At 41.5% G+C, this 12324-nt stretch carries 15 protein-coding genes; 3 read left to right on the plus strand and 12 right to left on the minus strand.

Annotated features, from left to right (window positions below):
* The first annotated feature begins 242 nt into the window (after positions 1-242).
* Complete coding sequence (locus J2Y03_RS18370; RefSeq protein ID WP_132087630.1) at positions 243-983, plus strand: RsfA family transcriptional regulator; 741 nt, start codon at positions 243-245, stop codon at positions 981-983.
* Between the two features lie 66 nt (positions 984-1049).
* Here J2Y03_RS18370 and lipL read toward each other — a convergent pair whose 3' ends face one another.
* On the minus strand, positions 1050-1880 hold the full coding sequence (gene lipL / locus J2Y03_RS18375; RefSeq protein ID WP_310196531.1) for an octanoyl-[GcvH]:protein N-octanoyltransferase: 831 nt from the start codon (positions 1878-1880) through the stop codon (positions 1050-1052).
* A gap of 230 nt (positions 1881-2110) precedes the next feature.
* Complete coding sequence (gene pta, locus J2Y03_RS18380) at positions 2111-3082, minus strand: phosphate acetyltransferase (RefSeq protein ID WP_310196533.1); 972 nt, start codon at positions 3080-3082, stop codon at positions 2111-2113.
* Between the two features lie 235 nt (positions 3083-3317).
* On the opposite strand from pta, the gene hemQ reads away from it, so the two are divergent.
* Together hemQ and gerQ are read left to right on the plus strand one after the other, a co-directional pair.
* On the plus strand, positions 3318-4061 hold the full coding sequence (hemQ, locus tag J2Y03_RS18385; protein ID WP_132087621.1) for a hydrogen peroxide-dependent heme synthase: 744 nt from the start codon (positions 3318-3320) through the stop codon (positions 4059-4061).
* A 213-nt stretch (positions 4062-4274) separates the two neighbouring features.
* Entirely contained in the window at positions 4275-4736 is a 462-nt protein-coding gene (gerQ, locus tag J2Y03_RS18390) for a spore coat protein GerQ (RefSeq protein ID WP_310196537.1), read from the plus strand.
* A gap of 41 nt (positions 4737-4777) precedes the next feature.
* Here gerQ and J2Y03_RS18395 read toward each other — a convergent pair whose 3' ends face one another.
* The 10 genes from J2Y03_RS18395 to J2Y03_RS18440 form a co-directional block, all read right to left on the minus strand.
* On the minus strand, positions 4778-5149 hold the full coding sequence (locus J2Y03_RS18395; protein WP_132087615.1) for a DUF423 domain-containing protein: 372 nt from the start codon (positions 5147-5149) through the stop codon (positions 4778-4780).
* An 11-nt stretch (positions 5150-5160) separates the two neighbouring features.
* Positions 5161-5451, minus strand: a complete 291-nt coding sequence (locus J2Y03_RS18400; protein WP_310196541.1) for a YwdI family protein — start codon at positions 5449-5451, stop codon at positions 5161-5163.
* Between the two features lie 246 nt (positions 5452-5697).
* Positions 5698-6717: a MoeB/ThiF family adenylyltransferase gene (locus J2Y03_RS18405; protein WP_310196544.1), complete on the minus strand. Its 1020-nt coding sequence runs from the start codon at positions 6715-6717 to the stop codon at positions 5698-5700.
* A 28-nt stretch (positions 6718-6745) separates the two neighbouring features.
* Positions 6746-6979: a molybdopterin converting factor subunit 1 gene (gene moaD, locus J2Y03_RS18410; protein WP_132087606.1), complete on the minus strand. Its 234-nt coding sequence runs from the start codon at positions 6977-6979 to the stop codon at positions 6746-6748.
* On the minus strand, positions 6972-7436 hold the full coding sequence (locus J2Y03_RS18415) for a molybdenum cofactor biosynthesis protein MoaE (RefSeq protein ID WP_132087603.1): 465 nt from the start codon (positions 7434-7436) through the stop codon (positions 6972-6974). Before J2Y03_RS18415 ends, moaD begins: the two co-directional genes overlap by 8 nt.
* A gap of 12 nt (positions 7437-7448) precedes the next feature.
* Positions 7449-9371 (minus strand): molybdopterin biosynthesis protein, encoded by a 1923-nt coding sequence (locus J2Y03_RS18420; RefSeq protein WP_310196548.1) that lies wholly within the window; start codon positions 9369-9371, stop codon positions 7449-7451.
* Positions 9372-9384: 13 nt separating this feature from the next.
* Positions 9385-10617: a molybdopterin molybdotransferase MoeA gene (locus J2Y03_RS18425; protein ID WP_310196551.1), complete on the minus strand. Its 1233-nt coding sequence runs from the start codon at positions 10615-10617 to the stop codon at positions 9385-9387.
* Positions 10618-10642: 25 nt separating this feature from the next.
* Positions 10643-11236, minus strand: a complete 594-nt coding sequence (gene mobA, locus J2Y03_RS18430) for a molybdenum cofactor guanylyltransferase (protein WP_310196553.1) — start codon at positions 11234-11236, stop codon at positions 10643-10645.
* Between the two features lie 14 nt (positions 11237-11250).
* Positions 11251-12060, minus strand: coding sequence for a formate dehydrogenase accessory protein FdhE (locus tag J2Y03_RS18435; RefSeq protein ID WP_463675880.1), 810 nt, complete (start codon positions 12058-12060; stop codon positions 11251-11253).
* 136 nt (positions 12061-12196) lie between these two features.
* Complete coding sequence (locus tag J2Y03_RS18440; RefSeq protein WP_310196556.1) at positions 12197-12322, minus strand: hypothetical protein; 126 nt, start codon at positions 12320-12322, stop codon at positions 12197-12199.
* Positions 12323-12324: the final 2 nt, after the last annotated feature.

Genomic DNA, 12324 nt, shown 5'->3' on the forward strand with positions numbered 1-12324 from the left:
TATCTATTACTATTATTTTATCCAATATCGTTACAATTTAACTCCTTAGGTATTTTACAATTTCTTATCTCCCATTGCAAGTTGCAATCTTTAGCAATCCTTGTAACTCTTTCAGTTAAAAAAACTATTATCCTTGCAACATTTTGGTATAAAGCTTGAAAAACTTGTCCAAGATAAGACTAGAACTTTTAAAAACTCGTCACGAGTTCATTGTCATTATTTATATAGGGAGCTGAAAAGATATGAAAGTTCGGCAAGATGCCTGGACAGATGAAGATGATTTATTGTTAGCTGAAACCGTCCTTCGCCATGTACGTGAGGGCAGTACCCAGCTAAACGCTTTTGAAGAGGTAGGAGACAAGCTAAATCGGACTTCTGCAGCCTGTGGTTTCAGATGGAATGCCGTTGTGCGCCATCGCTATGAAAAAGCGTTGCAACTAGCAAAAAAACAGCGTAAACAAAGATCAAGAGTGTTAGGGAAAGATCAAGGAGGAAAGAAAAAGTTACTCTATAATCCTCCAGTACCGGCTACTGATGATTTTGAAACACTATCAGCGCCTATGGAAGTGCAAATGGAAGCTTCCTATGAAATGCCAGATTTATCAACAGAGGCAGCAGCAGAAACGTATGTTTTGCCAAGCGCACCAACATACAGACCAGTAACACCAGCGTCAGGATTGTCACTAGATAACGTCATTGATTACTTACAAAACTTTAATCATGCGAATCTGCAAAATGAAGCATTAAAAAGTGAGAATGAAAGATTGAAGCGCGAAATAGCTGAGTTACGCAGGCAAAATGAAGAAATGTCTACAAAAATTGCGGGCCTCGAGCAAAATACCGAAACCATCCAAGAAGATTACGAGACACTCATGAAAATCATGAACCGCGCGCGCAAACTGGTATTATTTGAGGAAGAAGAAAGACCTGCGACTAAATTTAAAATGGACCGTAATGGGAACCTAGAAAAAGTTGCAGAATAGTATTACTCGGGAGAAGAACAATATCCTCTTTAAAAGAGCCGTAAATCCATTGAGGTTTACGGCTTTTTACATTTCATTCAGTTTTTCATTTCGTTCGATGATTCTCTGATAATAGCCGGGGAGGAGGTCTAGTTCGAGCTCATTCAGCTGTCCAGCGTAGAGGTGGCCACTGTTGGTTTTCAATTGGTTCAACAGCCTAAGCATGACATCCGAAATCGTTAGGGGCGTGTCCAAAAGCTCAGACAGTGAAGCCATCACATCGGGTACAATTTCTGGATAGGTGAATTTTGTCTCCTGCTTGTTCTTGGCAATCTCATAAAATTGCTGGATTAACGACGCTCGAGCACTGCCGCTGCCATTGACACAAAGATAGATTTGTACAGCCACCCCTTTTTTAAGGCGGCGCTGCGAAATACCCGCGAATTTTTTCCCATCAATACTAAGGTCATAGCTCCCTGGGCAGTAAGATCCGACGATTTCCCTTGCTTCAATCGGCTTATTGTATTCCACAAACATGTTTTGAATGAGCTGCCACATCGTATCATACCCACGGTTGATATCTATTCCTTTTTCCTTTTCTGGTAAAATTAACGAGATATTTAACACCCCTGCGTCGAGTACCACGGCTAAACCGCCTGAGTTCCTTACAATAGACTGATAGCCCTGCGTGCTAAGGAATTGCCTTCCTTCCCTTAAGAATGGCAGTTTGGTATCTTGGATCCCTAATACAATCGTATTGTGGTGGACCCATGTTCTGGCGGTTGCCGGTGCCTGTCCAGAACCAACTGAGGCACACAACGTATCATCGGTGCCGAATGACTGTAAGGCAGGAAAATGGCTGCCAAGTGAAGACTGGTCAATAATCCGCCATTCCGGCTGTTGAAGTAAACCTTCCATAGTGTTTATCTCCTCAAATTGAATAGTAAGTTCATTTTAGCAAAAAGAATCCATTTAAAATAGTTCCTGATACTGCGGTATTTTTCCAATAAATTTCTAATTATCCAAAACAGGCTAAAAAATGTCCAAACGAACTTATAAAATGTCCAAATTCACCCCGAAATTGTCCAAAACCATAAAACTGATATAAAAAAGCCAGCCCACAACCTTGGACTGACCTCAATAACCTCTTATATTCCCTGCGCCGCAGTGATTAATGCAAGCTTATAGACATCTTCTTCATTACAGCCGCGGGATAGGTCGTTAACTGGTCGGTTTAATCCTTGTAGAATCGGACCAACCGCTTCAAAGCCGCCTAACCGCTGAGCAATCTTATAGCCGATGTTCCCAGCTTCAAGGCTTGGGAAGATAAACACGCTCGCATTCCCTTGAAGGGGTGAATCTGGTGCCTTACTTTTTGCCACAGAAGGTACAAACGCTGCGTCAAATTGGAACTCGCCATCAATCACTAAAGAAGGGTCACGACGCTTAGCTTCTGCAACTGCTCCAGCCACTCGATCGGTTTCTTCTGATTTTGCTGAGCCTTTTGTTGAAAAGCTCAACATCGCAATCCGTGGTTCAATATCAAACATATTCGCTGTTTTTGCACTTTCCACCGCAATTTCGGCTAAGTCATTGCTATCAGGGGAAATATTAATTGCACAATCAGCAAACACATATTTCTCATCCTCACGAACCATGATGAAAACTCCAGATGTTTTCTTAACGCCTGCTTTTGTCTTAATGATTTGTAGTGCCGGGCGAACTGTGTCCGCTGTTGAGTGAGCCGCACCACTCACCAAGCCGTCTGATTTATTTAAGTACACCAGCATGGTGCCAAAATAATTCTCATCTAATAAAATTTTACGTGCGTCTTCTTCTGTTGCTTTCCCTTTACGGCGCTCAACAAATGCTGCAACAAGCTCGTCCATTGCAGCATAGTTTGCTGGATCATAGATTTCTGCTGCGTCTAAGGAAACACCAAGCTCCTGAGCTTTTGCTTGTACTTGTTCAATGTTCCCTATTAAGATGGGGGTCAATCGCTTTTCTTCCGCAAGCCTGCTGGCTGCTCTTACAATCCGTTCGTCCAGACCTTCAGGAAAAACGATTCTCATATCCCGACCAGATAATTTTTGTTTTAAGCCTTCAAATAAATCAGCCACATTAAATCCTCCCTAATTAAATCTACCTATTTTAGCATACTTTACCTGTTGAAAAATTCAACTTAGGTAGCGTTTTCACTACAAATGTTATTCTATTCAAAAAACTTCACACATCCTTTACTATGTACCACTTTTTTTTAAAATATCCATGAAGGTTTATTCGAGCGTCGGTTGGTCAAACTATGATATAGTAAAGATTGTAAATAATAAGAATGATTATTTAGGAGTGATTATAATGAGTGAAGCAGCAATTACGCTTGATGGCTGGTATTGCCTGCATGATTTCCGTACGGTTGATTGGACAACTTGGAAGATGCTCTCAAGTGATGAACGCCAGTCAGCGATTCACGAGTTTTTAAGTCTAGTGGAAAAGTGGAATCATACACAGGAACGAAACGAAGGCAGCCACGCTTTATATACAGTTGTTGGTCAAAAGGCTGATTTTATGATGATGATTTTACGTCCAACTATGGAAGAACTAAACGAAATTGAAACAGAGTTTAATAAAACTAAATTAGCAGAGTTCACGATTCCTGCTCATTCCTATGTTTCTGTTGTGGAATTAAGTAACTACTTGCCTGCTGGTGAGGATCCATACCAAAATCCACAAATTCTTGCTCGTCTTTATCCAAAATTACCCAAAACGAAGCATGTTTGTTTCTATCCTATGGACAAGAAACGTCAAGGCAGCGATAACTGGTATATGCTGCCGATGGAAGAGCGACGCAATTTGATGCGCAGCCATGGAATGATCGGACGTACATACGCAGGGAAAGTGAAACAAATTATCACAGGTTCAGTCGGCTTTGACGACTACGAATGGGGCGTAACGCTTTTTGCAGAAGATGTTCTTCAATTCAAAAAGCTAGTCTATGAAATGCGTTTTGATGAAGTAAGTGCACGCTACGGTGAATTTGGTGCCTTCTTTGTTGGCAACCTGTTAGAAGAAGAAAGAGTATCAAGATTCTTGCATGTTTAATCGCAAAGTTCTCAGCTCCTGCTGAGGACTTTTTTTGTTGTTTTCCTTTGTCATAATTACCCTTGATACCTCATACAAATAAAACAGCGAATCTTAAGTTTTAGCTCCGTATCATCTCACAAACGGGATTGTTCCAATTGTCACCATTTAGGGGTTTAAGGAGTATGAATAGACTGTTGGGCCACGGGTCCAGTCATTTTAGGAGGGGAAAAGATGAATCAATATTATAATCAACAAGGGTATCAAGCTTATCCTGTAAGACAGCAGGGAGCCAATCAATATCAAGGTCAGAGTCAAGGATTTTTTCCTGGCGGGCAGCAACAATTTCCACAGTATCCGCCAGCAGGTGCACCACAAACACCTCCTGGAACAGTACAGCCACAGGGAATGCTGCCAATAGAGCAGTCGTACATCGAAAATATTTTACGCTTAAATAAAGGGAAACTAGCCACGGTATATGCAACCTTTGAGGGTAACAGTCAATGGAATGCAAAGAAGTTTGTTGGTCTTATTGAAGCCGCAGGCCGGGATCATCTCATTTTAAGTGATCCACAAACAGGTCAGCGCACCCTCATCCCAATGGTAGCTTTCGATTATGCTACTTTCGATGAGGAACTAGAATATGAATATCCATTTGGCGCTTCACCTGGTTTAAGTACTTTCCCGCCAAGATAATTATGAAAAGGCATTGGAATCGATCCAATGCCTTTTTACTGTTACAAATCTTTAACTGTACCGATGATCATTAGAACCCATCCTGCTAGGAAGCAGACGCCTCCAATCGGAGTGATTGCCCCTAATATCCCAATCTTGGTTAAGCTTAAGATATACAAGCTGCCGCTGAAAAAGATGATTCCAATAAACATGAGCCAGCCTGACCAAGTAAAGTATGAACTGGCGGCAACTTTTCCAAGGAGGATTCCGATTACCAACAGCCCTGTTGCATGGAACATTTGATACTGAACTCCCGTTTTCCAAATATCTAAGTAATAAGGATCTAGCCTATCCTTAAGTCCATGGGCTCCAAAGGCTCCTAGCGCGACAGCTATAAAAGCGTTAATCGCACCAATAATAATAAAGGTTTTCATATTTTTCCCCCTTAAAAATCAAACAGTGAATCTCCGTTTGCTTCGTCTTCCATTTCTAGTTTTTTTGGCTGATTTAATGATACTGGCTGTCGAAAGGATGGCTGTGCTATCACAGGCTGCTGGTATGCAGGTGTAATGGCTGGTGTTGCAACGTGTAGGTTCTGCTTTTCATCTAGTATCAACTCGCATAATATTTTAATAGAGTAGACTTTTTCCCGCAAGTTTTCTTGCTTCGTACTATTTTTCGCCAGTTTTAATTCTTCTTCGATTTTCCTTAATAATTTATCTACTGAAATATTCACGATTTATAAACTCCTCTAGTTCAACTTCTATCCCATCATACCAAATTCTATAACTATTTAAAAATTCGACATCCTTCTAAATGTTTCACGTGAAACATGTCGATTTTTGAATATAACTGTATCTGCCCGGAAAATAATTTTTCGATTGTTAACTACTGGACTTCATTGCAATCCTTAGACGGGAAATATCTGTTTACTCAAGACAAAAAACCGCCATTCAGATGATTGGCGATTACTGTAAACCTATTATCCTAAAATTCTTTGGTAAATTGATTTTGCATGGGTTAAATCTTTTGTTCCATGGATGAGAGCACGGCCATCATTGAAAATGACCATTCGCTCACTGCCCATTTCTACGGATAAGAGATAAGGGTTCCCTTTTACGGTATATCCTAGTGAACCAAGCTGACCGGCTAGTTTTTCAAGCGAAATAGCTCCTTGAACAGATGGACGAATCTGGACAGTATCTCTGCCGCATAAGACAGTAGTCTTTGTCATGTTTTCCTGGTCTAAGTAAGGATAGGTCCTTTCCTCGCCACAAGATAAACAGCCTGAAAATTTGGCTTTCCCCATTTTTAAACTAGTATATTGGTTTCGCCATAAATCAAAGCTGACAAATGAAGTTCGGACTGCGTCCCAATCTTCCACAAGCATTTTGAGCGCTTCTGCACTTTGATGAGCAATTACCATTTGGACGGTCGGAGAGATAATCCCGCCGGTATCACATGTTAATCCCTGCATCGGGATGGTCCGCAGCAAACAGTTTAAGCAAGGGGTCTTGCCTGGGATAATCGAAAAACTCATCCCATAACTGCCGACACACGCCCCATAAATCCAAGGAATCTTATATTTTTGTGAAACATCATTAATGGTCATCCGCGTTTCAAAATTATCGGTGGCGTCGATAATGATATCGACATCCTTCACCAAATCCTCAAGCATTGATGGAGTGGCATCACCAATAATCGCATTAATTTCAACATCAGAGTTGATAGCCTTTAAGCGTTTTTTAGCTGCAGCCGCCTTCGGAAGCTTCTCAGCCACATCCTCTTCTGTATAAAGCTGCTGGCGTTGAAGATTGCTCGCCTCAACATAGTCACGGTCGACGATGGTAAGCCGTCCAACTCCTGCCCGAGTAAGCACTTCTCCATTACCTGACCCAAGGGCGCCGGCTCCAATCATTAATACATGCTTCGACCGTATTTTATCTTGTCCTTCTTTTCCGATTCCTGGAAAGAGGATCTGCCGTGAATATCGTTCGTCCATCCTGTTTTCCTCTTTTCCAAAAACCATATCAACCGCCGCTTACTGGCGGGATAAAGGCAATTTCATCACCGTCTTGAATCACTTCATCATCCTGTGCAAACTCTTCATTTACAGCCGTCATTACAGTGTCCAATTTCGGGAGATCATAGTTAGTCGCCAATTCAGCCTTTAATTCAGCAATGGTTTTACCCGCAACATCTAACTTCAGAAATTCTTCTCCCACTGCATCACGTAAATGAGCGAAAAACAATACTTTATTCATTTAAATCGCCCTCCTCTGGTTTACCTGTTGGATAAGCGACTGTTTCGAGCTGGTTACCCATCCACTCTTCGCCATCTTCCCAATGTTCTTTTTTCCAAATCGGAACAATTTCTTTAATTCTTTCAATCGCATAGCGGTTCGCTTCATAGGCATCATTACGATGGGGGGTAGAGACAGCAATAACTACTGCAATATCGGTGATATCAAGTCTGCCCACTCGGTGGGTAATCGCTACCTGAGCACCTTCCCAGCGCTCTTCAATTTCCTTGCCAATTTGCTCAAGCTTTTTTACAGCCATCGCTTCATACGCATCATAGATTAAAAAAAGTGTCTTTTTTCCTTTTGTTAATTCACGAACGGTTCCAATAAAGGTTGTAATCGCTCCTGCGTTACGCTGAACGACCTTATCAATAACGGATTGGATATCTATGGGTTCTTTTGAAATTTGAAAATTCATTTTACACCTCTTTTAGCCCAACTCTTTGGCTTGCGCATTTTCAACCACTTCATAGCCGCCGATCTTCTCAACTTGCTGTTTAAAATCTACTGAGTGGATAATTTCTAATAATTGCTTGCCACTTTCACTCTCATAGAAGCTTTTTGTCATCACTAAATCATATTCTTCGTCACCAACGGGAATGAAATCTAGGTCCATGGCTTTTGCTGCTGGATAAATTCCGAGTCCTGCTCCATGGTCATCGCCATTAACTTCCGCTGCCACAGCTAAGTGTGAAAACATTTCTCTGTCGTAGCCGGTGATTTCTTCTGAAGAAATCCCGTTTTCCTCTAAGAGCATATCAAAGAGAATCCTTGTACCTGCCCCTTTTTGGCGGTTGACAAAGTTGGCATTTTTTTTCGCAATGTCGGTAACATTTTCAATACCAAGCGGATTTCCTTTTGGTAAAATCCAGCCTTGCTTTCGTTTTAAAAATGGATAAAGGACCACATCAACACCAGCTAATATTTTCTTTACATATGAGATATTATATTGCTTTGTATTTGGGTCAAGCAAATGAATGCCCGCTACATGGGCCTCTCCTTTTCGAATAGCCATAATTCCAGCCATGCTGCCAACATGCGCAGAGACAATTTTCATGTCAGTGCGGACTCTTTTTAATTGTGATGATAAAAGGTCAATCGTCAAATCATGACTGCCGCAAAACATAATGGCATTTCTAATTTCCTCCAGCGGTCTTAAAAGCTCCACCTCGGCAAACTCACCTTGTTCATAGCCAATTACGTTTGCTGGTACGACAAGAAGGCCATCTGCTCTTACATACGACATGGTTACACCCGCGGCACGCGTCAGCGGATTGGCCACAAACTGTTCATTCACATAGCCGATATTCATTCGTACAAAGTCCTCGGCACCCATACCCGAAACAATTCGGCGGCCGAGCTTGACGGTAACGGTTTGCCGTTTTGGTTCCGGTATTTGTAAATACTTACAAATCAATGGGCGAACAAACCATTCCAATGCTAAATAGGCTGACACCGGATATCCTGGTACGCCTACAACGATTTTCTCGTTTATTTTTCCTAAAATAACCGGTTTACCTGGTCTTGCTGCCACCCCATGGGTAAAGACAGTGCCAATTTCGCCAATGATATGAACGGTATAATCTTTTGAGCCTGCTGATGATCCGGCATTAATAACGATTATATCCGAAGTTTCCGCTGCTTCTAGTAATACATTCTTAATCTTCTCAGGATCATCCTTCACGATGGAATGAAGTTTTGGCTCTCCGCCCCAATCTTTGACAAAATTTGCAAATACCGTCCCGTTAAATTCAATAATGTTCCCAGATAAAAGCTTTGCATCTGCCTCGACAAGCTCATTTCCTGTAGGAATAATCGTGACAATTGGCTTTTTGATAACCGGAATGTGAAGCTGCTGACTGGCTAAAAGTACGCCTAAATCGGCAGGTCTTAGTATATGTCCCTGTGGAAACAGCATTTCCTCCTGAACAATATCCTCCCCGATTGGGCGGATATGCTGCCAAGGTGTCGCCGGCTCAATGATTTCAATCGTTTCTTCATCAATCATATCGACATGTTCTATCATAATGACTGCATTATAGGGAGCAGGAATGGCATTTCCTGTATCCACAATAGAAAAATCTGTACCCAGCTTAAGCTGTAGTGGACTTTGCTCATGAGCGGTATACGTTTTTTCAGCGATAACAGCAATCCCATCCATTGCGGATGCATGGTAATGCGGCATAGACACATTGGCAAAAATCGGCTCAGCTGTAACGCGTCCTAGTGCATCACTTACCGAGATTATGTCTTTTTCAAGGGGCAGCACAAACGCCTCGAGAATTTCTCGTTTCGCTTCCGATCGGGGTTTGTCCTCTAAATATATTTTCCGTTTATACGTTTTGCGGTCCATCTATTCGTCCCCCTCATCGTGTTGCAATCACAGGTACAAAGTCTCCCTGTGAAATCCCCTCTTTTTCCGAAGTTATCTCAACAATTCCATCGCTTTTCACTAATGTCGTTATTAAACCTGACTTTCCGATGATCGGCTCGGCCCACCATTCTCCTTCTTTCTCAAACAGACGAACCCGAATATAATCGGACCGTCCCGGTGCGGATGGAATATTTTTTGTAATCCGTGCAAAAATTCGGTCCGGTTTCTTATCTATTTTTTCACCTTTAAGCTTTCGAAGAATTTTCTCACCAAAAAGCATGAAAATAATCATCGCGGACGCTGGGTGTCCTGGTAAGCCAATAACAGGTTTTCCATTTGCCATCGCAAGAATTGTAGGTTTCCCTGGTTTGATGGAAATGCCGTGAACAAACACACCTGGTGATCCTAAGGACCCGATGACATCTGTGGTGTAGTCCTTTGCTCCAACAGAGCTTCCTCCTGAGAGAATTAAGCAGTCCACTTCATCATATAAGTTTTGCGCCTTTTGCAGAAACTCTTGGTAGTCATCCTTGACGATTCCACCGTAAACAACCTCGATATTCCATTGTTTTGCGAGGCCCGCAATGGTTAAAAAATTAATATCGCGGATTTGACCTTCTAAAAGTTTCTCTGTTTGATAGGGAACAATTTCGTCACCAGATGATAGATAACCGACTTTTAGCTTGCGATAGACAGTAACCGTGCTAATTCCCAGTGAAGCAATCGCCCCTAACTCCTGTGGCCTGAGTAGCGTTCCTTCTGGAAGGAGAACTTCCCCTTCGCGAATGTCCTCACCAGCACGAATAATATTTTCGCCAGGTGCAACTGGCTTATAGGTATTTAAAAGACCATCATGGTCTTCACAATGTTCAATCATGATCACGCTGTCACTTCCTGGTGGAATCATTCCACCTGTCGGGACATAGATTGCTTCAGCCTGACCCACAGGAACAGCAGCCGACTCACCCATTTTCACCTCTCCCACTACCGTAAAAAATCCCGGCATGGAATCCGATGTGCCATAGGTATCCTTTGCTTTAACAGCGTAACCATCAACTGTTGAGCGGTCAAAGCCTGGGACATTTTCCTTTGCGGAGACAGGCACCGCTAGTATATATTGAAGAGCGTCTTCGAGTGAACGTTCTTCCGTATCTTTTATTGCTAGAATCTTTTCCTCTATCATTGCAAAGGTTTCTTCGACTGTTTTGACTTTGAAAAATTGCATTGTGCTTTACATCCTTCCTATCTAATCAGCTTCTGAGCCACTTTTTTGCGTCCTCATATTCATGTGGATGATTCATATTGAAAAAGACACGCTCTATGTCTATGTTACTATAATCTTGCAAATCTTTTTCAGATAAATATAGGACATTTAAATGCTCAAGCAGATATTTTATCGGAAGATGTCCATTTTCAATACATTCTTCAATTTTAGTAACCGTCCTTTTTTGAAAAATACCGCATAAAGTTTGCATTTTTCCACTAATAACAGGTACTAAGGCATCATAATGGTCAATCCTTTCAACAAGGGCAGCAGCAAGTTCTCCTGAAATAAACGGCATATCACACGCTACAATGAAATTCGCATCGTAGTTAGAAGCCATTAATCCTGCATGAAAGCCAGCGAGCGGTCCCTTTCCTTGATAGTGGTCCGACACCATTTTCACTTCCAAGAACTGATAGGATTCCTGATCATTGGTAACGAGTATAATTTCATCAAAATATACCTTAAGAGTATCAACCATTCTTTCTATCGTTGTTTTCTCATTTAGTTTTAAGAGAGCCTTGTTCGTGCCCATTCTACTTGATTTTCCACCTGATAAAATAATAGCCGCAGCTTTCATGAAAAGACACCTTCTTAATTGGTTTGTTTGTTTTCACCTACTGCTTGATAGCCTTGTTCTTGGGCCACAAAATCAAGATGAATCGTAGTTAAATCCAGCATGGCCGCTGACGGCTTGCTAAGATATTGTCTTGTATCTATCACTTTAATATACCCCATACACTTTTCACAAACCTGAATTTGCGAGGATGCATCGCCTTCAATCGTCAAGTACTGAATGGTTTTGTGATCATCATTACCGCAGTGTGCACATTCAACCCGTTTTGCATTCCAATGAGCCAGACAGCGCGGGCATGTCATTACTTTTTTGCCTTCATCCTCAAGAACAGCAAGCCGTACAGGCTCACCACAAACTGGACAGCCCGCTCCTAGAACAGCATGAGAGATTTCGTGCTGAATTTTCTCAGCAGTAAGCTGCAAGTATGGTCGGAGTGCGGTTTCAGCTAGAAATTGCGGAATCCATTCTTCTAGTCCATTTTCTTCAGCAAAACTAGCAAAATAAACACTGTTGAACGAAAATGCTTCGTCAATCCAGCGAATTGCTGTTTCTTCGTTTAATAGTGTCATAACTCCTGCAAGCTTTGTTTCGAGCTCAGGATTGTTTTTGATTAAAAGTGCATTTATCTCCTCTATCCACTGTAAGAATAGTGAAATTTCAAAATCAATAGACGTTAATGCCACAGCAGGCACTCCTGCTGCCATTGCAGATGCATCAAGGTTAGGAATAATAGCTTCTGGATTAATGCTCTCTTTCCAATTCTCTTGAAGAGCGATAATATCCTTCTGCAAATTCTGATATTCTTTTGAAACAACGGATTTTTTCATCGTTGTGCACCTCTTTTTATTTTTATAAAGGCCTGTTTTCGTAATGATTGTTGTTAAAATCTTAAAGCCGATTTTAACGTGGAAATAGCTATTTTGCGCTTTAGAATTTTGTTTGTAGGCTCTTTTCTTATTAAATTTATTCTATTTTCTGCGGAATCTTGGCATAATCATTAAATTTTGTTCCAAAAGTAACAAAGTTTAAGAAAAGAGCCTTATAAAGCAATGGCTGTCCTGTTACAGACAGCCATCTTGGTTTATTCATTC

This window comes from Neobacillus niacini, assembly GCF_031457145.1.
Lineage (GTDB): Bacteria > Bacillota > Bacilli > Bacillales > Cytobacillaceae > Neobacillus > Neobacillus niacini_J.

Bases quoted from the DNA above. Each gene is read 5' to 3' on its own strand.
- J2Y03_RS18370 (WP_132087630.1), top strand. From the start codon at position 243: ATGAAAGTTCGGCAAGATGCCTGGACAGATGAAGATGATTTATTGTTA.
- lipL (WP_310196531.1), bottom strand. From the start codon at position 1,880: ATGGAAGGTTTACTTCAACAGCCGGAATGGCGGATTATTGACCAGTCT.
- hemQ (WP_132087621.1), top strand. From the start codon at position 3,318: ATGAGTGAAGCAGCAATTACGCTTGATGGCTGGTATTGCCTGCATGAT.
- gerQ (WP_310196537.1), top strand. From the start codon at position 4,275: ATGAATCAATATTATAATCAACAAGGGTATCAAGCTTATCCTGTAAGA.
- J2Y03_RS18395 (WP_132087615.1), bottom strand. From the start codon at position 5,149: ATGAAAACCTTTATTATTATTGGTGCGATTAACGCTTTTATAGCTGTC.
- J2Y03_RS18405 (WP_310196544.1), bottom strand. From the start codon at position 6,717: ATGGACGAACGATATTCACGGCAGATCCTCTTTCCAGGAATCGGAAAA.
- moaD (WP_132087606.1), bottom strand. From the start codon at position 6,979: ATGAATAAAGTATTGTTTTTCGCTCATTTACGTGATGCAGTGGGAGAA.
- J2Y03_RS18415 (WP_132087603.1), bottom strand. From the start codon at position 7,436: ATGAATTTTCAAATTTCAAAAGAACCCATAGATATCCAATCCGTTATT.
- J2Y03_RS18420 (WP_310196548.1), bottom strand. From the start codon at position 9,371: ATGGACCGCAAAACGTATAAACGGAAAATATATTTAGAGGACAAACCC.
- J2Y03_RS18425 (WP_310196551.1), bottom strand. From the start codon at position 10,617: ATGCAATTTTTCAAAGTCAAAACAGTCGAAGAAACCTTTGCAATGATA.
- mobA (WP_310196553.1), bottom strand. From the start codon at position 11,236: ATGAAAGCTGCGGCTATTATTTTATCAGGTGGAAAATCAAGTAGAATG.
- J2Y03_RS18435 (WP_463675880.1), bottom strand. From the start codon at position 12,060: ATGAAAAAATCCGTTGTTTCAAAAGAATATCAGAATTTGCAGAAGGAT.
- J2Y03_RS18440 (WP_310196556.1), bottom strand. From the start codon at position 12,322: ATGAATAAACCAAGATGGCTGTCTGTAACAGGACAGCCATTGCTTTAT.